General features: G+C 49.6%; 18 protein-coding genes. 2 read left to right on the top strand and 16 right to left on the bottom strand.

The window, feature by feature from the left end; translation table 11 throughout:
- Positions 1–44 precede the first annotated feature (44 nt).
- Together murJ and SWOL_RS00660 are read left to right on the top strand one after the other, a co-directional pair.
- Positions 45–1,535, top strand: a complete 1,491-nt coding sequence (gene murJ / locus SWOL_RS00665) for a murein biosynthesis integral membrane protein MurJ (RefSeq protein WP_011639588.1) — start codon at positions 45–47, stop codon at positions 1,533–1,535.
- Between the two features lie 139 nt (positions 1,536–1,674).
- Entirely contained in the window at positions 1,675–3,717 is a 2,043-nt protein-coding gene (locus SWOL_RS00660; protein ID WP_011639587.1) for a DUF5693 family protein, read from the top strand.
- Here SWOL_RS00660 and SWOL_RS00655 read toward each other — a convergent pair.
- The 16 genes from SWOL_RS00655 to nadA all read right to left on the bottom strand — a co-directional run bounded on the left by SWOL_RS00655 (position 3,707) and on the right by nadA (position 19,447).
- Positions 3,707–4,693 carry a hypothetical protein gene (locus SWOL_RS00655; protein WP_011639586.1) on the bottom strand — a complete coding sequence of 329 codons (987 nt, stop codon included), beginning with the start codon at positions 4,691–4,693 and terminating at the stop codon, positions 3,707–3,709. The two genes, SWOL_RS00660 and SWOL_RS00655, sit on opposite strands and share 11 nt — an antisense overlap.
- A 278-nt stretch (positions 4,694–4,971) precedes the next feature.
- Entirely contained in the window at positions 4,972–5,229 is a 258-nt protein-coding gene (locus SWOL_RS00650) for a type II toxin-antitoxin system RelE/ParE family toxin (RefSeq protein ID WP_041427637.1), read from the bottom strand.
- A complete protein-coding gene (locus SWOL_RS00645; RefSeq protein WP_011639584.1) occupies positions 5,222–5,515 on the bottom strand; it encodes an AbrB/MazE/SpoVT family DNA-binding domain-containing protein in 294 nt (97 codons plus the stop codon). Before SWOL_RS00645 ends, SWOL_RS00650 begins: the two co-directional genes overlap by 8 nt.
- A gap of 131 nt (positions 5,516–5,646) precedes the next feature.
- Entirely contained in the window at positions 5,647–7,101 is a 1,455-nt protein-coding gene (locus tag SWOL_RS00640; protein WP_011639583.1) for an MBOAT family O-acyltransferase, read from the bottom strand.
- A gap of 183 nt (positions 7,102–7,284) precedes the next feature.
- Complete coding sequence (gene lysS, locus SWOL_RS00635; protein WP_011639582.1) at positions 7,285–8,766, bottom strand: lysine--tRNA ligase; 1,482 nt, start codon at positions 8,764–8,766, stop codon at positions 7,285–7,287.
- Between the two features lie 389 nt (positions 8,767–9,155).
- Positions 9,156–9,635: a transcription elongation factor GreA gene (greA, locus tag SWOL_RS00630; protein WP_011639581.1), complete on the bottom strand. Its 480-nt coding sequence runs from the start codon at positions 9,633–9,635 to the stop codon at positions 9,156–9,158.
- Positions 9,636–9,859: 224 nt separating this feature from the next.
- Positions 9,860–10,768, bottom strand: a complete 909-nt coding sequence (locus SWOL_RS00625) for a hypothetical protein (protein WP_011639580.1) — start codon at positions 10,766–10,768, stop codon at positions 9,860–9,862.
- A complete protein-coding gene (locus SWOL_RS00620) occupies positions 10,761–11,675 on the bottom strand; it encodes a hypothetical protein (RefSeq protein WP_011639579.1) in 915 nt (304 codons plus the stop codon). Before SWOL_RS00620 ends, SWOL_RS00625 begins: the two co-directional genes overlap by 8 nt.
- A 252-nt stretch (positions 11,676–11,927) precedes the next feature.
- Complete coding sequence (locus tag SWOL_RS00615; RefSeq protein WP_011639578.1) at positions 11,928–12,458, bottom strand: hypothetical protein; 531 nt, start codon at positions 12,456–12,458, stop codon at positions 11,928–11,930.
- A 389-nt stretch (positions 12,459–12,847) separates the two neighbouring features.
- The gene (gene dusB / locus SWOL_RS00610; protein ID WP_049750143.1) at positions 12,848–13,843 is read right to left on the bottom strand and encodes a tRNA dihydrouridine synthase DusB; all 996 of its coding nucleotides are present in this window, start codon (positions 13,841–13,843) and stop codon (positions 12,848–12,850) included.
- A gap of 76 nt (positions 13,844–13,919) precedes the next feature.
- Positions 13,920–14,687, bottom strand: a complete 768-nt coding sequence (locus SWOL_RS00605) for a type III pantothenate kinase (protein ID WP_011639576.1) — start codon at positions 14,685–14,687, stop codon at positions 13,920–13,922.
- A gap of 100 nt (positions 14,688–14,787) precedes the next feature.
- The gene (locus SWOL_RS00600; RefSeq protein WP_011639575.1) at positions 14,788–15,384 is read right to left on the bottom strand and encodes a biotin transporter BioY; all 597 of its coding nucleotides are present in this window, start codon (positions 15,382–15,384) and stop codon (positions 14,788–14,790) included.
- 75 nt (positions 15,385–15,459) lie between these two features.
- Complete coding sequence (nadC, locus tag SWOL_RS00595) at positions 15,460–16,290, bottom strand: carboxylating nicotinate-nucleotide diphosphorylase (protein WP_011639574.1); 831 nt, start codon at positions 16,288–16,290, stop codon at positions 15,460–15,462.
- Between the two features lie 288 nt (positions 16,291–16,578).
- Positions 16,579–16,860, bottom strand: a complete 282-nt coding sequence (locus tag SWOL_RS13875) for a group II intron maturase-specific domain-containing protein (RefSeq protein ID WP_242649343.1) — start codon at positions 16,858–16,860, stop codon at positions 16,579–16,581.
- Positions 16,814–18,415, bottom strand: a complete 1,602-nt coding sequence (gene nadB, locus SWOL_RS00590; protein ID WP_011639573.1) for an L-aspartate oxidase — start codon at positions 18,413–18,415, stop codon at positions 16,814–16,816. The genes SWOL_RS13875 and nadB overlap by 47 nt, the downstream gene beginning before the upstream one ends.
- Positions 18,416–18,535: 120 nt before the next feature.
- Positions 18,536–19,447: a quinolinate synthase NadA gene (gene nadA, locus SWOL_RS00585; RefSeq protein WP_011639572.1), complete on the bottom strand. Its 912-nt coding sequence runs from the start codon at positions 19,445–19,447 to the stop codon at positions 18,536–18,538.
- Positions 19,448–19,449 lie beyond the last annotated feature (2 nt).

Genomic DNA, 19,449 nt, shown 5'->3' with positions numbered 1-19,449 from the left:
CTGTCCCCTTGTATCGCCCATATACTTGATATTCGAGGAGAATTATGAAAAATAAAACGGGTAAAAACTTTATCGGGGTTTCGATATTAATATTTTTTTCCAAGCTGCTGGGCTTCGCCCGGGATATTGTCTTTGCCTCGGTTTTTGGCACCACTATATTGACCGATGCCTTTCAGGTGATTTTCAGTTTTCCCAGCTTGCTCTTTTCCAGCATCGGTATGGCCTTATCGTCAGTCAATATTCCGGATTTGACTTATTTCGTGAAAAGCCGCAGCCGCGAGGAACGCAACCGTTACATAGCCAGTCTCTATGCGCAAATCACCATTTGGGGCAGTTTGATTGCGCTTCTGGGCATCATTTTTGCACCGGCGCTAACGCAGCTGATTGCCCCTGGCCTGAGTGGGGAAGTGACCGGAATCGCTACCCTTTTGACCCGTATTATGATGCCTACCCTGCTCTTTGTCAGCCTGACCTACCTGACAACTGGAGTCTTGCAGGTTCACGGCTATTTCATGCTCTCAGCGGTTATCAGCATTCCTTTTAATCTTCTGATAATCGGGGCTCTTCTGCTGCGAGGAGCGGACATCACCATACTGGGCTATGTGACCACGGCGGGCTGGTTCCTGCAGTTTCTTATCCAGATTCCGGTGCTGGTTAAGGAAAAATATCGCTTTTTAGGAAAAATCGAATTCAAAAATGAGAAAATAATCAATCTGTATAAGAATTTGCTTCCTATATTGCTGGGGAACTCTCTTTTACAGCTTTGTTTAATAATTGACCGCTCCTTCGCCACTCACCTCTCTGAAGGTACTACGGCCGCACTGGCCTTTGGCAGCAATCTTTTTATCACCGCTACCAGTATTTTTATCGTGGCCATGTCCACCGTAGTTTTCCCGCGGCTGTCCGAGTACTGCCTGCAATTGGATTATGAGCGTATGCGGGGAATGCTGGCCGCGGTTTTTAAAGTACTGATTTTCATCCTGCTCCCTTATCTCCTGCTGGTTGTAGCCTATAACCGGGAAATTGTCGCCCTGGTCTACGAGCGGGGGGCTTTTACCAGTAAATCCACAGCCATGACATCGCTGGCTTTTCTATTATACAGCCTGGCGGTCGTGGGTTATGCCTGCCAGGAGATTTTTAACCGGGTATTCTATGCCTTGAAGAAGTTCCATATTCCCATGAGAGCGAGTTTGCTCTGCCTGCTCATAAACCTCTTGCTGGATTTTCTCTTGTTCCGGCGAACCGGGATAGCGGGGATAAGCCTGTCTACCTCGTTTTGCCTCTTGCTTTATGGTGTTATAATGAGTTTTATGGTACGACAAGAAATAGGCAGCTTTGTGGGCCGGGAGTTCCTGCTCTTCGCCGGCAAGCTTTCCGTTCCGGCGGGGGCGATGCTGGGAGTAGTTTATGCCGGTAAATGCTTTTCCCCAGGAGGGCCGGTCTATGCCTTCCTGCTGCCTTTGCTGCTCAGTGCGGGGGCTTACCTGGGAGCCGCCTGGGTAATGGGCTTGCGGAAGGATTTGCTTTTGAAATGACACAGGGGGACAGTTCTTTTCAAGTGACACAAGGGGATTCTTTTGTGTCCTCCCAATAAAGGCATATCACCACGATAGAAGGGACACAAAGGGACTGTCCCCTTGTGTTAAGAAGTGACGCAAATAGGAGGTAAAGTTGATGAGGAATAGATGGCTGGTTCTCGGATGGTTTTTCTTGTTGCTGACCCTGCTGCTGGCAGGGGGCGGCTTATGGCTGCGGGTTTCCAATGAAAATCAGAACCGGGCGGTTATTACGGTTATCGACTACCGGGAGTTCTGGAAAACTGCGGATGCGGCTGATATGGAACTGGATGAAGTGCTAAAACAGCTTAAAGAAAGCGGAGTCACTCATGTGGGAATCAAGGATACCTCTTTGCGCGACCTGGCTTACAGCGGGGAGATTTATCTATCCCCCTGGGGCGAGTTTATGGCTTTCAACCGCAACTATGCCCCGGAGCTGGAAGCGGCGGCCCGCCGGGCCGTGGGGGAGCAAGTTATAAGCCCGGACAAGCTGGTGCTCTGCAGTGACCGGCCTGATACGATCAGATTCCTGCAAAAGCAGCTGGCCAGCCGTTTTCAGCCCGAGGAATTGCTAACTTTTAAGGCAGGCGGGCAGAGCTATTTTATCATAAATGCGGAACTGCTTCCCCTGGATAAGCCCAAAGACCCCAAAAAACCAGCCAATGAATTTGTAGAAGTCGATGCCCGCCTGGGCTTTGACGATAGGGTGCTGGACCGGCTGAAAGCCGGGGGCTTTAATATCGTACTGCGCCCGGACAACAGCATGGGTTCCAATGATGCCTACCTGCAGGAATACGAAGAACTGGTTGGCAAATATGATGTAAAATACCTGGTCTTCGGTAATGAGGTCAGCGGGGCTCCGGACCGGCTAGAGGTCATGGAGGATTTGGTCAAGAAATATGGACTTATTATCGGGATTATCGAAACTCCGGTGCAACTAAAATATGTGGAACAAAAGGGCCTGGATGAATTGATGGTGGCTGCTGCCTATCCCATCAACCGGCTTTATTCGACAACTAACGATGAGTTTGTACAGACAACGGATGAGCGCTATTATCGCTGGGTGCGGGCGGTAGTGGACCGGGGGATACGGATTCTTTATGTTTCACCGTTCAAGGACCGAAAAGTAAGCTATTCGGAGAATATAACCAATACCCTGGAAGTAATCGAGCGCTTCCATGCTACTATTGAAGGGAAAGGCTTTACCATTGACCAGCCCTTGCCGCATCTTTCCAGTGAAAAACCGGGTTGCTGGCAGCAGTTAGCCCTATCTATGAGCCTGTTGCTGGCGGGGACACTCTACCTTTTCTATCTGTTCCGCCCGGGACGCCGCTTCATTATTTTGTTGCTGGGACTGGGGATAGCGGGATGTCTTCTCTGCAATCTGGTGGTGGGAATGGACCTGGCTAAAGTCTATGCCCTGGCTGCGGCCATACTCTACCCCTCCCTTTCCAGTTTGTTGCTGCTCATATACCTGCGGAATCACCGGGAGCAGGCCTTGGCATCCAAGCTTTTGGCGGGATTGGCCATCATCCTGGGGGTTAATGCCCTGGGGATGCTCACCGTAGTCAGCAGCCTGGCCGATATCCGCTATATCATGAATGTGAAAGTTTTCAGCGGGGTGAAGCTGGCCTTTATCATGCCCTTATTGCTCTTCGTGGTGAATTATTTCGCTTGTTTTGCCGGGGAGGAGGGTTTCAAGGAGAAAGTTATGGGGTTCTTGCGGATGAATCCTAACTACCTGGTGCTTTTCACCCTGGGTATAGCCGTTCTGGCTCTCTACTATTATTTGGGGAGGAGCGGAAACAACCCGCAGATTGCAGTCTCTTCTTTGGAATTAAGGTTCCGCGAGATTCTGGAAAGCGTTTTCCTGGCCCGCCCGCGTTTCAAGGAGATCATTATCGGCTATCCCTCACTATTTGCCCTGGTTTATCTTTACCATCGTTATAAAGAGGAAGTAATTTTGCTGGTTTTAGGCTTCGGCGTAGTCATGGGCAGTATCTCCATGGTCAATAGCTTCTGCCATGTCTTTACGGCGGTGACGATTTCCGCCAGCCGCACTCTGGCGGGCCTCTTGGTGGGGGTGTTTTTTGCCCTGCTGGCTCTTTTAGGGATAGGGATACTGGAGTGGATTCTGCGGCGCTGCGGGGTTATTTCTTAATAAGTACCCCGAAGTCTTCTGGTATCCGGGGGTCGGGGCTATTCATCACCCGGTGGGCGATGAGGGTGCCGATATGGGGATAAATATGGCTGGCATCATAGTAGTTGTCAAGGTCGGTAGTAATGGAATTAGGACCCATGAAATTGTAAACTTCGCCGAAAACCTCTACACAGTCGGAAAGCCAGCGCTGGTAATAGGGATAGAGACCCTCTTCCAGCATTAACTCATAAAGAGGCTGGGAGATAGGGGTGGTAAAGACGATAAAGCGGGTATGGGGGTTGCTTTCCTTCAAGTGACTTAGAATCCCTTTCACATCGACATAGTGATAATTGGCATAGATGTCCCGGCGGTATTTGTCCACCGTGGCATCTATTTTTTTTTGCTTTTCGCCGGCGGGTACCAGGTTCAGGGTCTTTACATTGCAGCGGTCATAAGCAAAATTCTGCGGCTGGCCCTGGCGAGAAGCCTGGAAATTCTGCCAGGAGTAGCGCAGGACATCCCGAGACAAGAGGGTCTTGTAGCGGTAGCCAAACTCGTTGGCCTGCTCCATATAGAAGGAGGGCTCGTGGAATTCCCGCTTAATGCTCTGGTTACTGGCATAAAAGTCGAGGCCGATGATGATAAGTTCAAATTCCCGCCCCTTCCGGGCTTTGGCATATTCTACATAGTCATAGTATTCATCCAGCAGCATATTGCTGACCGAATAGTTGTAGGCCTTGCAGCCGGGAAAGTCATACTGGCTGATATAGGTGGTGCGGCTGCTGCCCAAAATCAGGGTGTCATAGTCGAAAGAGCCAAATGTTACCCGGTTGGTCTTTTGCTGCCGCTCGTCAAAAGAGGCCTGAATCCGGTTGTAGCGGTGGGCGTGCCCGAAGTTCCACAGGGGATCAATATAGAAATTGAAGCCGGCAATGGCTATCAAGGGTAGCAGTATTATGCTTAAGGTCATCCAGAGCCATTTCTTATATGATATCATTTAGAAACTACATCCTCCGATAGAATCTGACAGGGGGACTGACAGGGGGACGGGGTTGTTGACAACTTCGTCCTTCTACATCTAACCCTATTTTCTTACTCCCCCCCATGACCACAACCTTAATAGTGACACCCGCAGGGTGGAACACCAGGAGTACCAGCAGGGTGCCGGGTGCAGGTTGATTCTCTTACTACATCTTACTGTTCAAGCGATCGCTTTTCAGCAATGCTTTCTTTACATGCGCCTTTTTGGCGCACAACCGTCCCCTTGGCAGGCCCTCAATAATTCTTAAGAATATCGTGATGCCCTATAGCCATCAAAGTATACACATTGGATTCCGGCAGGTAAATCATCCTAACATCCATATTTACATATACCTCCCAGAAATCTGTCCCTTTAATAATATGCACTTGCAGCGAAGGATGACGAGGATTTTCGCTCAGGAAGCGGATGGCCTTACGAGCTTGCTTCTGTTCAGATGGGGATAATTTACGGAACCCTTCTAAAAAAGTATCGGTTAATATTATCTCAGGCATTATCATCCTCTTCCCCACCCAGCTTTTCCATGAGCGATTTGATATCCTGGAAGCGCTGCACTCTCCCCTGGGCAAGATCTTCAGCACTCTTTTTCATCATATTTTGCCACTCTTCGCTCCAGAAGTATTCCTGGTTCTTTTCATGCCAACCCACCGGGGAAATAAAGATGCCCCCATCCCTTTCTTCCAACAATACATGATCCCCTTCATGTATATTTAAGTTTCGTGCTACCTGGGCCAGGCTAACCAGCATCCGCTTCTGCACTTGTTGAATAACTGTTGACATGGTATTACCTCCAAACATTTAGGCTGTGATTACAGTTTAACTGTTGTTAGAATAGGAAGTCAAGAATCATATTAGCAGTGAATATTTTACCCGGTTTCTTAATCATCAATAAAATTAAGCATTAAGTACTTTTAAAAATTAAAATAGAGGAACTCGCTGATGCCGGTAAGGCTTAATATGGCGACCAGGGCCATGGCTCCCACCCAAACGGCCTGGCGCAGCCCCGGGGTGAAGTCCTTTTCTAATTCCATGGAATTGCGCCAAAATAGAACCAGAGCCAGGCTAACTGCCAGCAGCAGGGCGGCACGGGCCGGGCTTTGCAGGGTAAATTCCCCGAAAAGCACCCCGGCGGGGGCAAGAAAACCGAGTTTTCCAGCTAGTCCGGCTGGTAGTACGATGCCGCTGAAACCCAACATGCCTTTTATGACTTTCAGAGCCTCGGGCCAGCTTTGTGCGCGGAAAAACACCCAGCTGAAGTTGACAAAGTTAAAACATACGAGCCAGGCCAGAACCTGGTTCATCCGTAGCCCGGTCTTCTGCCAGAGGCGGTGGATAACCAGGGCCAGCCCGTGCAAAAATCCCCAAAAAACGAAGGTCCAGGCAGCCCCATGCCAGAGGCCGCCGAGTAAAAAGGTAATTATGAGGTTGCGGTAGAGTTTGGCTTCACCGTGGCGATTCCCCCCCAGGGGGATGTAGAGATAGTTGCGCAGGAAACGGCTCAGGGTCATGTGCCAGCGGCGCCAGAATTCCTGGATATTCCGGGCTTTATAAGGTGAGTTGAAGTTTATAGGCAGGCGGATATTGAACATCAGGGCGGCACCCAAAGCCATATCGCTATAGCCACTGAAGTCGAAGTAGATCTGGAAGGTATAGGACAGGGAAACCATCCAGGCTTCCAGGAGGCTTAAACTGCTGGCCTGGTCAAAGCCGAAGCTGGCCCAGCCGGCCAGGGTATCGGCGATTACGACTTTTTTAAACAGCCCGGTGAAAAAGAGAAAAAGACCACGGGAGACATTTTCATAATTCCAGGACTTGTTTTCCGGGGAAGCGAATTGGGGCATCATTTCCCGGTGGTGAACAATGGGACCGGCAATGAGATGAGGGAAAAAGCTGACAAAGAGGGCATAGTTCAGCCAGTCATATTCCTGCGCCTTGGCCTGGTAAGCGTCTACCAGGTAGGCGATCTGCTGAAAGGTAAAAAAACTTATCGCCAGGGGCAGGGTTAAGCGCAAGAGGGAAAAATGGGTGGAAAAGAGCAAATTAATGTTGCCGATAAAAAAGTCGGCATATTTGAAATAGCCCAGAAGAACCAGGTCTCCGCTAATACCAGCAATGAGTAAAAGCCGCCGGGTAGGATTCGGGCTGCTGCTGAGTTTTGCCAGGCTAGAGCCGATGATGTAGTTAAAAAGCATGGAAAAGAGGATCAGGGGCAGGTAAATCACATTCCACCAGCTGTAGAAAAAGAGTGAAGCCACAACCAGCCAGGCTTTGGCCGCACCTTTCCACCCCTGGTGGTTAAGAAAAAAATACCCCAGAATAGTGAGGGGCAGGAATAAGAAAATGAACTCGTAGGAATTGAATAACAATCTTCTTTCACATCCAAGTTAACGGTGCCAGGCACTTAAGTTGTTAAGTTATTGAAGTAGCCGCCCAACCATCGATGAAAAGTGAGTTAGTAGGCACTGGAATAGTAAGATGTAGCTAAATAGAACCCCTTCTAATCTCCGACGCCTGATGTCTGACGACCGACGACTTTTCTGGCTTACCCCTTACGCCTCACTGCTGCGCGGGCGGAGGGTGGGGAAAAGGATGACATCTCTGATGGAGGGTGAGCCGGTCATCAGCATCACCAGGCGGTCTATTCCTATGCCCATTCCTCCTGCCGGAGGCATGCCATATTCCAGGGCGTTTATGTAATCTTCGTCCATCATGTGGGCCTCAGCATCACCGCCAGCCCTCTTCTCTACCTGCTTGATAAAGCGTTCCTTCTGGTCTATGGGGTCGTTCAACTCGGAAAAGGCATTGGCTATTTCCCGCTGCATAATAAAGAGCTCAAAGCGGTCAGTAAATTCGGGGGTTTCCAGGTTTCTCTTGGCCAAGGGCGATACTTCCACCGGGTGCCCGTAGACAAAGGTGGGTTGAATGAGCTTGTCCTCAACAAATTGCTCAAAAATTTCGTTAATTAGCTCTCCCCGGGAAGCACCGGCTTTGACCTCCAGACCCAACTGCCAGGCTGCCTGGCAAGCATCTTCATCGCTCTTGATAAGGGAGAAATCCAGTCCGGCGGCTTCCTTAATGGCATCCAGCATGGTCACGCGCCGCCAGGGGGGGGTGAAATCAAGCTGCTCTCCTTCAAAATCTATTTGCATACTGCCATTGACCTTAAGCATCACCGCGGAAATCAAATCCTCGCAAAGCTGCATCATCACTTCATAATCCCCATAGGCCTGGTAGATCTCCAGCATGGTAAACTCGGGGTTATGCCGGGTGGATATGCCTTCATTGCGGAAGTTGCGATTAATTTCATAGACCTTTTCCAGCCCGCCCACAATCAGGCGCTTGAGATAGAGCTCCGGGGCTATGCGTAAGTAAAGCTCCATGTCCAGAGCGTTGTGGTGGGTAATAAAAGGCCGGGCGGTAGCGCCGCCGGGTATGGGCTGCATCATAGGGGTCTCTACTTCCAGGAATCCCCTGTCATCCAGGTAGTTCCTCATTTCCTTGATTATGCGGCTGCGCTTGACGAAGACTTCCTTAACCTCGGGGTTTACGATTAAGTCCACATAACGCTGGCGGTAGCGGAGTTCCACATCCTTTAAACCATGCCATTTTTCCGGCAGAGGGGTAAGGGATTTGGAGAGGTAGTATAGATCCCTCACATGGATGCTTATTTCTCCCTTCTGGGTGCGAAAAACTTCGCCTTGGATTCCTAGAATATCGCCTATATCCAGCTTTTTATATAGTTCGTACTTCTCCGGGCCTAAATCATCCTGACGAAAATAGAGCTGAATGCTGCCGGATAAATCGGCTAAATTAGCAAAACCGGCCTTGCCATGTCTTCGCTTGGACATTATTCTTCCGGCAATGGCTATGGTCTTCCCTTCCAGTTCGGAGAAAGCTTCCTTTATATTCTGAGCCATGGAGTCGCGTTCAAATCTCCGACCAAAGGGCTCAATTCCCATTTCCTTTAGTTCAGCCAGTTTCTCGAGCCGTACCTTCTTTAGCTCGCTAATATTTAATTCGGATTCTGACATTAAAACACTTCCTAAATATTTTTATTAAGTGCCCCTGGCCGCTGGCTTGAATAAATATACCGCTCTAGCGTCCTTAATTGCGACTACAGGGAGCATCAGTTGTGCCCGCAGGGTGCGTCCTTAATTGCGACTACAGGGAGCATCAGTTGTGCCTACGGAGCAGACGCTTCGCATGGGCAACATCTGGGCAACAAAAGGGGCTGGAATCAAGGTTAGAAAGCAGTACCCGCGTTTCAGACCTTTTATTTCTTCGCAACATATCAGCAGAACCGTCCCTATGGTATTAAAAGACACTTGGCCGCAAAAGCGGGAGATTGCTGTCTTCCGTCTTCCGTCTTCCGTCTTCCGTCCCCCGACGTCTGACAACCGACGACCGACGACCATTCCCACTACTTCTCTACTTTTATAATCTTGTATTTAATAGTTCCGGCGGGTGCTTCTACCGATACGGTGGATTTAACTTTCTTACCCATAATAGCTTTGCCTACCGGGGATTCATCTGAAATTTTGCCGTCTTTGAGCTTGGACTCAACGGAAGATACCAGGGTGACCGTGACTTCACGCCCTGATTTCATCTCTTTTAGAGTGATGCGTGACCCCAAGGAAACCACATCGGTGCGTATGTCTTCATCTTCCATCAAACGGGCTTTTTTCAAGGTTTTTTCCAAGCTTATTATGCGTCCTTCGATAAAGGCTTGCTCATTTTTGGCATCTTCATATTCTGAATTTTCCGTTATATCTCCAAAGGCAATAGCCTGTTTAATCCGTTCTGCAACCTCTTCTCTTTTCACCGATTTGAGGTGCTCCAGTTCATTTTCCAGTTTTTCCAGGCCTTCTTTGGTGAGAACTACCTCTTTTTCCTCCGCCATTTAATTCGCTCCTATCCATAATAAATTTTAAGCATCGGAAGAAACTGCAGAGCAGTTTCAACACAGCGCTGCAACGAGACGGGGATTAGAACCCGCCGTCTGTTCTGTTAATAGGAACCCGGCCGCTTAAAGAAGCGGGGGACATATTTCACCTCGTTATAAAAGCGAGACGGGGCTCGCTCGCATTATAAAGGCCGCTTTTCCTTTATGGTATTATAAAGAGCTCATATTGCCTTGTCAAGGAAGAGCTCCCATAAGCCGGTCTGATTTCCCAATTCCTGCAGAAGCAGAAATTTCCGGCCTTCTTCCTCCCTGGCATTATCCTGTTCGGCATTGGGACCGAAAAATCCTGCTTTTGCCAGCAAAGATATCTCCAGTATCGGGGCCAGGTTATGCAAAACAGGATCAATGCCATTGCCGGCCAAATGATTCTCCATTTCTCTGGAAAGACCTTTTACCTGATCGTTGAACTTGATACAAAAAGCCCGGGGCGAACTGATAGCCATCTGCCGCATATCCGGGTCAAACATCAAGACCAGTTCTCCCCTTTCCCATTTTTCCGGCTTCAGATAACTGGTGCTTACCGCTTGCCCTTTTTCGTAGAGTAGGTGATAGGCTAGAATCTCATAGCGTGAAGGATGGGTGCTTTGCAGGGATACCGGTATACCCAGGGCAGCTGTTTCCGCTACAAATTCGGGAAAATACTCGGTTTCCCCGGTAATAATCACTTTTTTTATCCCTCGCCGGGAATGGATTTCCCGGATAAAAACACTGGCCAGGGCTTTGATGAAATTATCCCCAAAAACCAGGGGGAGGGAGGGAAAAAGGAGGCGCAGCTGTTCCTTGTGTAAGCGATCTACGGCCATGGCCGGCAACTGGTAATCTTCCAATATCTCCGTTGAGCGCTGGCTTATATTTTCCTGCTTTTCCGCATCCAGCAACCGGAGGTTGCCCGGCCCCAGGGGAAGCAAAATATTGCAGCCCTGAGAATTAAGACCGTCAAGATGAATCAGTTTTTCCACCCGGGGGGAAAAAAATAGGGGGGCCAGCCTGTCCAATATGGATTTCCGGTAGATTAGCCCCCTCCGGTCCTGCTTTCTTAAATTAAAAAAGGCAAAATCCAGGTCAAGCACTGAATTCCTCCAGATTCACCACCCCTGGCTTCAGGTTTAGCTCCTGCAGCATGGAAAAATAATCGGCCGGAGTAATTTTATCGATAGGACGCCCCATCAGGGTAACCATTATGGCCTCAATAACATTGGTGCCAAAAGAGCGCCCGCCCATGTCCGGGGTGGTGGTAATAACTTTGCTGATGCCCCGTTTTTTTAACATCTGCATATCCTCACGGGTGGTGGTGTTGGTTATTATCACCTGCCCGTTGAGTTTCTCCGGCAGGTAGCGGCGGATATAAAGGAAGTCGCCGGCCAAAACATCAGCTAGATAATAATATTTTGAATGCTTGGGAATTATGACATCCTGCTCCTTGCCGGTGGGATAAAGCTTGTCAAAGGGCATGTTAACAATAAAAGGAGCCGCGACACTTCCCAATATTCGCAAGGTTCGCAGCGAATGCATAGGAATGGGCACGCCTACGGTGTAAATAAAATCGCCCAAGGTCAGGCGCGCTCCGATTTCCTCAAAAGCTTCTGCCATGCCAAAGCGATCCACGGCACAGACCATCAAGACCCGTTTCCCCTTAAGATCCATGATTCCGTCCCGCTGGATATCCATGATACACTTGCGCTCCAGGGTATTCTTCAAGCCGCTGCCGTCCAGCATCGGGGTTTTCCGGGCTTCATTCATTAAGCGGCGGGCGTCTTTTATTACATAACGCTTGCCGGCTATGTATACATAAAGGTCGATCCCCCCCATGCCAAAGGCATCCACCTTGCCATCCAGTTCCCTTATGAGATCGATGGCGCGATTCCAGTCTCCGTCAGTTCCAATACGCTCTATGTGGAATTTCACGCCCATAAATTCCGTTTCAAAGGAGTGATCGCGACGCGATGAACCCAGGCTGACACTAACAATACGTTTCAAGTATCTGCCTCCTTTTTTTCTTGAACACAAGGAGACGGTTCTTTTGTGTCGTTCCGTCTTCCATGCTCCGACTTCCGCTTTCCGTCTCCCGCCCTCCGTCTCCGTTCTCCTGACGACTGACGACCGACGACTTTTCTTACTAATCCCCCATGGCCGGGGGCCACAAGCACCGATGAAAAGCGAGTTAGTATGGGCTTGAATAGTAAGGTGTAGCAGGAAATAAATTAAACCCCTTACCCCTCACTTTCCATACTAGCGGGCAGTTCTGATAGAGCGCAGAATTTTCCTAATTTCCTGCGGGTCCACCCACTTGTCTTCAGTTATGGGGGAGGCACCTATCTCCACCCCGATAAACTGCCCGTCCAAAACACCTTCAATGAGCTTCAATCGTTCATCGGAGCCAATTCCTATTACTATTTCATAGCCCCGGACGCGGGCGGTCAGATCCATCAACTCGTTCAACAGTTCCTTGCCGCTGCGCTGGTTGACAAAATCCAGTCTTTCTTTTTCACTCATCAATAATATAAAGTCTACCCCTTCTTTTTCCAGAATATCCTGAACTTCCTTTTTATTTTGCAGGGGAAAACCGATACAGGCTATGGATTGCCCTTTGCGAATTTCACCAATGCCTTCGAGACGAGATATAAAGGTACGATCGATCGCCAGGCGATCGGCCGTTTCTTGCTGTGACAGACCCCGGGCCCTCATTTGCAGAGCTTTGCGCAAAGTGTTCTCAATCTTCTGCCAGCTTATAATCTTATCCTGAATACGAAATATTTCCATAGACTTCTCCTTCTATCATAGGGACGGTATATCACGGGGACGGTTCTCTTGATATATTGCGGGGACGGGCTGCCTGCCAATTGAACTGTCCCATAGTTTTCCCCAGAATAATTGTCCTCTTGGCTGTTCGTGGTAATCCTGAGCACAATTTTGTTCACAACATAGATAGTATTATTTTACCACCATCACAAAACAGGAATCAAGCGCTAATGCTGAGGAGTCGATTAAAGAGATTGGGGAGATAGGCTTGTATGGCCATGATCAACCAAGGGAAAGGGGCCAGTCGGAACCAAGAGAAAGGGGCCAGCCATACAGCCGAGGGTCGGTTATTGTAGCTAGCCTTTCACCCCCATGAGACAAACGAAACGTCCCCTTGTCTCACCCTTGTCTCACAGCAGGGAATCGAGGGCAAAGAGCAGTTCATCACGGGAGGCGGCACGGTTTATCTCCTGACGAACACGGGTGGCTCCAGGGAGTCCCTTGATATACCAGGCAAAGTGTTTGCGCATTTCCCGGACGGCTACTGCTTCACTTTTGAATTGGCAGACAAGGTTTAGATGCCGGGTGGCAGTTTGCAGCCTTTCTTCGCGGCTGGGTGGGGGTATCCGGCGGTTATTTTCTAAGAGCTCAAACGTTTCCCGGAAAATGAAAGGATTTCCCAGGGCGGCCCGGCCAATCATTACCGCATCACAGCCGGTAAAATCAATCATCCGCTGGGCATCATCAGCCGACCAGATATCCCCGTTGCCGATTACTGGTATCTTAAGTTCTTTCTTCATCTCTTTTATCAAATTCCAGTCAGCCGATCCGGAAAAGAATTGCTGGCGGCTGCGGGGATGAAGGCAGATCGCAGCGACTCCTTCTTCTTCTAGCTTCTGGGCCAGTTCCAGGCAATTAATACTGTTTTCGTCCCAGCCCTTGCGCATCTTAACCGTTACTGGAACTTTTACCACTCGCAGCACTTCCCGAACTATGCCCCGGCTTTTGGTTATATCCAGCATCAAGGCTGCCCCTTCCCCGTTTTTCACGATCTTGGGGGTGGGACAGCCCATATTGATATCTATGATATCTGCTCCCATCTCTTCAACTATCCGGGCAGCGGTGGCCATGCTTTCGGCTTCAGAGCCAAAAATCTGTACGGCCACCGGTCGTTTTTCTCCACTGCTATCGGCTATTTTGCTAGTTCGCCCCTGACCGTAAACCAGGCCTTTATCACTTACCATTTCACTGCAGACCAGCCCACAGCCAAAGTCTCGTGCCAAAACGCGATAGGCCTTATCGCTAACTCCAGCCATCGGAGCAGCACAGACGCGGTTCTCCATCTTCTGTTTACCAATAAAAAACACTGACTTCTCCTTAATAAGAAATAAATACTTCCACTGCATATATCTTGGGGACGGTTCTTCTGGCTGGTTCGCCAACCAGAAGAATCTTCCCTATGATCACTCGGGAAGGTGGAGCTTATCCCCGGTTCATTTCGTAGATCAAACGTAATCCATCCAAGGTGAGGAATTCGTCAACTTTATCGATCACATCAGTCTCACGGGCGATTACCGCAGCCAGGCCACCCGTGGCAATCACCTGGGGTGTAGTTTCGATTTCCGTTTTCATCCGGGTTATAATCCCCTCCACCTGTCCTACAAAGCCATACATTATCCCGGCCTGCATGCTGCTGACGGTATTTTTGCCAATCAGGCTGCGGGGCCGTTGCAGCTCCACTCGCGGCAGTTTGGCGGCTTTGGAGACCAGGGCTTCAGTGGATATTATTATCCCGGGGGCAATGGCTCCGCCCAAATACTCTCCTTTCGCGCTTACTACGCAAAAGGTGGTGGCAGTGCCAAAGTCTACGATTATCAGAGGCCCCCCATACTTGTCATAGGCGGCCACCGCATTTACCACCCGGTCAGCCCCTACTTCTCTGGGATTCTCATATTTTATAGCCAGGCCGCTCTTAACTCCCGGGCCGATAACCAGAGGGCGGCAGGCAAAAAATTTACGGCTCATCCACTCCAGTTCCATCATCAATGTAGGAACAACCGAGGAAATAACCACCGATTTTATATCCTTTAGATTTAATTTATCGTTTTCCAACAGGGAGCGCAGCAATATTCCGTATTCGTCACAGGTACGCTGGGGATTGGTTCTTATCCTCCAGTGGTTTAAAAGCTTCTCCCTATCATAAACACCGATTACTGTATTGGTATTGCCCACATCAAAGACCAGTATCAAGGCATATTCCCTCCAATTTCAAACCAGGGCTGGTTTTTTTTGTTTCTTAATCCACAAAACAGCGGAATCCGCAAGCTATATTTCTTCTAATTTCTTCTCTCTAAGTTTCCATTCTCCTGCAAAATTGCTCGGCAATTATGGCGGCTATGGCAATTTTTATTAAGTCGAAGAAAACAAAGGGGAGAAAACCCAGTTTAATTATTTGTCCAACATTTACAGTATGTCCCAGGTAGAAATTTAATATCAAATACATATAAGGCAAACCAAGCAGGTAATAAATGATTATTCCTAATAAACCGGAAAGGGAAAATTTTAATAAAATGGACGCTTTGCCGCCAGTGATGGCATTATGATAATGCTGCTTTCCCCAAACATGGCGTAAAAACCAGGATTGCAGGTAGGCGGCCAGCGGAAATCCCAGCAAAAAACCGAAGCTGGGTAGCAAAACATAGGCCGGGCCGCCATAAGGGGGTACGGAAAAGACCGGTAGGCCAATGAGCCCCAGAAGAAGATAAGCCAGCATACTCAAAGATGCGGCCAAGGGCGAAAGCAGCAGGGCAGCCAGGAGCATTACCAGTGGCTGCAGGCTGAAAGGCATCACCATCACTGGCTGGAAAGCCCTCACCAGTATGGTAAGAACACAGAGCAGGGCGGTAAACATCGCCGCCAGAACCATTTCCCGGGTAGATATCCTCATCCCACCACTCTCCCAAAGTTGTTAACCTCTATTATAACATATGGTTAACAAGTCAGGGAAGAAAAGCATGCTGCCCTATAGTATTTTGAAGCTGATGTCGAGGCTGGGGGCGGAATGGGTAAGGGCCCCGCAGGAAATGAAGTCGACTCCGGTTTTGGCTATTTCAACAATGTTTTCTTCATTGACGCCACCGGAGGCTTCCAGGAGAGCCTGGCCGTTTACTATTTCCACCGCTTTTCTCATGCTTTCGGAATCCATGTTGTCCAGTAATATTATGTCGGCCCGGGCTTCCAGGGCTTCCTGCAATTGCTGCAGGTTCTCCACTTCCACTTCAATCTTCAGGGTGTGGGGAACCTTTTGCCGGAGGGTGGATACGGCTTTTTGTATTCCCCCAACCGCCTGGATATGGTTGTCTTTTATCATTACTCCATCATAAAGGCCAAAGCGATGGTTCTTCGCCCCTCCTACCCTAACGGCATACTTTTCCAGCAAGCGCAGACCGGGGGTGGTTTTGCGGGTGTCGACCAGAACTGCATGCTGGTATTTTATACTTTCTGCCATATTACGGGTTTTGCTGGCTATCCCGGAAAGCCGTTGCAGGAAATTCAGGGCTACTCTTTCTCCACTAAGCAGGGTGCTCATTTTCCCCTCTACCCGGGCAATCCTATCCCCGGGCTTGATTTCATCTCCATCATGGATAAAGGCGGTAAATTGCACCGCCGGTTCCAGGCAGCTAAAAACGGTGGCAGAGACCTCCAAACCGGCTACAATTCCGCTGGCTTTAGCCAAAAACAGGCCCTGCCCTTCTTGCGTTTCCGCTATAAGGTTCCGGGTGGTTATATCCCCGTTCCCTAGGTCTTCTTCCAGGGCTCTTTTTATTATTTCTTTTACCATCCAATCGTTCATTTTTTATCCTCCAAATAATAGTATAAGTGAGGAGTAAGGAGTAAGGGGTCAAGAGTTTCCTACTACATCTTACTATTCAAGCGCTACTAACTCACTGTTCACCAGTGCTTATTTCTTCCCATCATGCCGGCAAAACTTTACCAGCCACAAGGGTAAGTAGCCCTGGGGAATTTCACCCCAAGGCCCTCTCAGAACCGGACGTGAACCTCTCGGCTCATCCGGCTCCCATTATTCAGTCGCTTATTATACCCATTTGCCAGTGTTTAAATAGACCTGGCTTCTTCTGCGCTACTTGCTTAAGCCATTTTCTAGCTCGTTCTTTGCTTTGTATTTCCTTTTAACCCATTTTTGCAGGGCTTTATTTATGTGCTTTAGTACCGGGTATAGTGCTGATTGTCTAAATGCACCATAGTAGTTTATCCAGCCCCTTATTACCGGGTTTAGGATTTTTGAGAGGTCTTCGAACCTTCCCCTTGTCAGACTTGCCTGCCAATAACTTAACAACTTAAGTGCCTGGCACCCACTAGCAGTTGATGAAGGAGAGGTGTTTGAGCCAGCGGAGTTCGTCACGGGCGGGGTGGTCGGAGCGGAAATGCCCGCCGCGGCTTTCCTGACGCCACAGGGCTGCTTGTACTATGATGCGGGCTACAGTCAGCATGTTGACTATTTCATAATAGGCGAAGGGGTCTTCCCCCTGGGCTATATGGCTGTAGATTGCTTCGAGTTCCCGGTTGGCGACCTTTAGCCCTTCCTCATCCCTTATTATACCCACCTTTTCCCACATAATTGCCTGCAGGCGATTTTTAGCTTCCGGGGGGTCTATTCTCTGCTCTTGCGGAGAGTAAACCCAACTCTGGTCAAAGTGGCGGAATACTTCATCAATGCTGATACGGCGGCGATACATGATTTCTTCGGCACGATCCACTATGCGCTGTCCAAATACTATGCCTTCGAGCAAGGAATTACTGGCCAGGCGGTTGGCGCCGTGTACTCCGGTACAGGCGGCTTCGCCGCAGGAATAAAGGGCATAAACTCCGGTTTCTCCATAAGTGCCGGTTTCAATTCCTCCCATGATATAGTGGGCGGCGGGGGAAACGGGTACCTGCTCCCGGGTGATGTCAATGCCGCTTTCCCGACAGGTACGGTAGATATTGGGGAAGCGTTTTTCCACCTGCTTGATGCCGCTCATGTCCAGGTAGACATATTCGCTGCCGTTGCAATTCATCTCATTTACAATGGCCCGGGATACGATGTCGCGGGGGGCCAGCTCAGCCAGGGAATGGTAAGCGGGCATAAAACGCTCTCCTTTATGATTGTAGAGCAGGCCTCCTTCTCCTCTAACCGCTTCGGAGATGAGAAATCGCTGGTTGCTGTAGCTGAAAAGTACTGTAGGGTGAAACTGGATAAATTCCATATCGCTGAGCCGGCAACCGGCGCGGTAGGCGGCGGCCATGCCATCAGCGGTAGCTACGCTGGGATTGGTGGTGTAACGATAGAGCTGCCCGGCCCCGCCAGTAGCGATTATGGTGGCTTTGGCGAGATAAGCCAGCTGCTGCCGGGTTTTGGCGTCATAAACCAGGGCACCATAGCATTCCTTGCGCTGGTCGTGCCCTAGAATATCCACCAGGAACTGGTCTTCGATTATCCTTATATCGCTGCTTTCTTCACATTTTTTGACCAGGGCTACGCGGATGGCCTCCCCGGTGGTATCGGCGGCATGCAGGATGCGGGCTTTGCTGTGGGCTCCTTCCCGGGTAAGGGCTACATTGCCGTCCTTCATGTCGAAGCTGGCCCCCGCCTGGATTAATTCCCTTACTCGCTCCGGTCCTTCCCGCACCAGAAGATCAACGGCCTCAATATTGCAGAGACCGGCTCCTGCTTCCAGAGTATCCTCCAGATGCAAAAAAGGGGAATCCTCTTCGTGCACAGCAGCGGCAATTCCCCCTTGAGCCAGTCCGGTATTGGAGTCTTCTATGGTTTTTTTTGTCAATACGATAACTTTCCCATACTGGGAGGCTTTCAAAGCGGTAAAAAGCCCGGCTATGCCTCCGCCAACTATGAGGAAATCGGTAGTCTCTACCGGGGTGTCCTTATGCAAAACCCCTATGTAGCGTGTAATTATCATAATTCACCTGATCGTTTATTTAATCTGCCATTGCCTTTTTCAGGGTGCAGCAAGGTTATCAGGTTAATAATAAGAAGCGAGTTTTCCTGCCCCTCACTCCTTGCCCTCACCCCTCACTTTTCACCCTTTAATCTCTATCATGCGCTCCAGGCTGCGGCGAGCTCGGCGGCTTATTTCCGGGGGTACTTCCACCTGCTGCTCCATTTTTTCCAGGGAGCCGGCCAGTTTCTCCAGGGTAATATACTTCATATCCGGGCAGTGAAAGCTTTCCCGGGCCAGGTAGAGTTTTTTCCCTGGGCAATTCTTCTGCAGGGTATAGAGAAAACCTTCCTCGGTTCCAATGATGAATTCCGCCCCATTGCTGGAGCGTAGATATTCCAGAATGCCGGCGGTGGAACGTACGGCATCCGCCCTCCGGGTTACCTCAGGAGGGCATTCGGGATGTACCACAACCTGGGCCTGGGGGTGCAGCTCTTTTTGTTTTTCCACCTCCGCCCAGCTCAGAGCATGATGAATGGGGCAGTATCCTTCCCAAAGCATCATCTCCCGCCCGGTCTGGCTTTGGATGTATGCTCCCAGGTTCTTATCCGGTACAAAAATTACCGTCCTATCTTCCGGGATAGAGCGCACTACATTAAGGGCATTGGATGAGGTACAACAAATATCACTCTCCGCCTTGACCTCGGCGCTGGAGTTGACATAACAGACGACTACCGCGCCGGGGTATTCGGCTTTCTTTTTGCGCAAGGCTTCTGCTCCGACCATGTCCGCCATGGGACATCCAGCTCGGATATCGGGCAGGAGAACCGTTTTATCCGGATTCAGTATCTTGGCACTTTCGGCCATGAAGTTAACGCCACAAAAAACTATTACCTGGGCCTGGGTAGAAGCGGCCTGTATAGCCAATTGCAGCGAATCACCAACGAAATCAGCTATATCCTGTATTTCGGGCAACTGATAAAAATGAGCCAGGATGACTGCGTTAATCTCCTTTTTTCGGCGCAAGACATACTGCTCCAACTCTGCTAGCATAG

Source organism: Syntrophomonas wolfei subsp. wolfei str. Goettingen G311, assembly GCF_000014725.1.
Lineage (GTDB): Bacteria > Bacillota > Syntrophomonadia > Syntrophomonadales > Syntrophomonadaceae > Syntrophomonas > Syntrophomonas wolfei.
This window is presented reverse-complemented; position numbering and strand designations above follow the sequence as displayed.

Bases quoted from the DNA above. Each gene is read 5' to 3' on its own strand.
- dusB (WP_049750143.1), bottom strand. From the start codon at position 13,843: ATGCAGTGGAAGTATTTATTTCTTATTAAGGAGAAGTCAGTGTTTTTT.
- nadA (WP_011639572.1), bottom strand. From the start codon at position 19,447: ATGCTAGCAGAGTTGGAGCAGTATGTCTTGCGCCGAAAAAAGGAGATT.
- SWOL_RS00645 (WP_011639584.1), bottom strand. From the start codon at position 5,515: ATGTCAACAGTTATTCAACAAGTGCAGAAGCGGATGCTGGTTAGCCTG.
- SWOL_RS00600 (WP_011639575.1), bottom strand. From the start codon at position 15,384: ATGAGGATATCTACCCGGGAAATGGTTCTGGCGGCGATGTTTACCGCC.
- SWOL_RS00615 (WP_011639578.1), bottom strand. From the start codon at position 12,458: ATGGAAATATTTCGTATTCAGGATAAGATTATAAGCTGGCAGAAGATT.
- greA (WP_011639581.1), bottom strand. From the start codon at position 9,635: ATGGCGGAGGAAAAAGAGGTAGTTCTCACCAAAGAAGGCCTGGAAAAA.
- SWOL_RS00660 (WP_011639587.1), top strand. From the start codon at position 1,675: ATGAGGAATAGATGGCTGGTTCTCGGATGGTTTTTCTTGTTGCTGACC.
- SWOL_RS00650 (WP_041427637.1), bottom strand. From the start codon at position 5,229: ATGCCTGAGATAATATTAACCGATACTTTTTTAGAAGGGTTCCGTAAA.
- nadB (WP_011639573.1), bottom strand. From the start codon at position 18,415: ATGATAATTACACGCTACATAGGGGTTTTGCATAAGGACACCCCGGTA.
- lysS (WP_011639582.1), bottom strand. From the start codon at position 8,766: ATGTCAGAATCCGAATTAAATATTAGCGAGCTAAAGAAGGTACGGCTC.
- SWOL_RS00655 (WP_011639586.1), bottom strand. From the start codon at position 4,693: ATGATATCATATAAGAAATGGCTCTGGATGACCTTAAGCATAATACTG.
- murJ (WP_011639588.1), top strand. From the start codon at position 45: ATGAAAAATAAAACGGGTAAAAACTTTATCGGGGTTTCGATATTAATA.
- nadC (WP_011639574.1), bottom strand. From the start codon at position 16,290: ATGAACGATTGGATGGTAAAAGAAATAATAAAAAGAGCCCTGGAAGAA.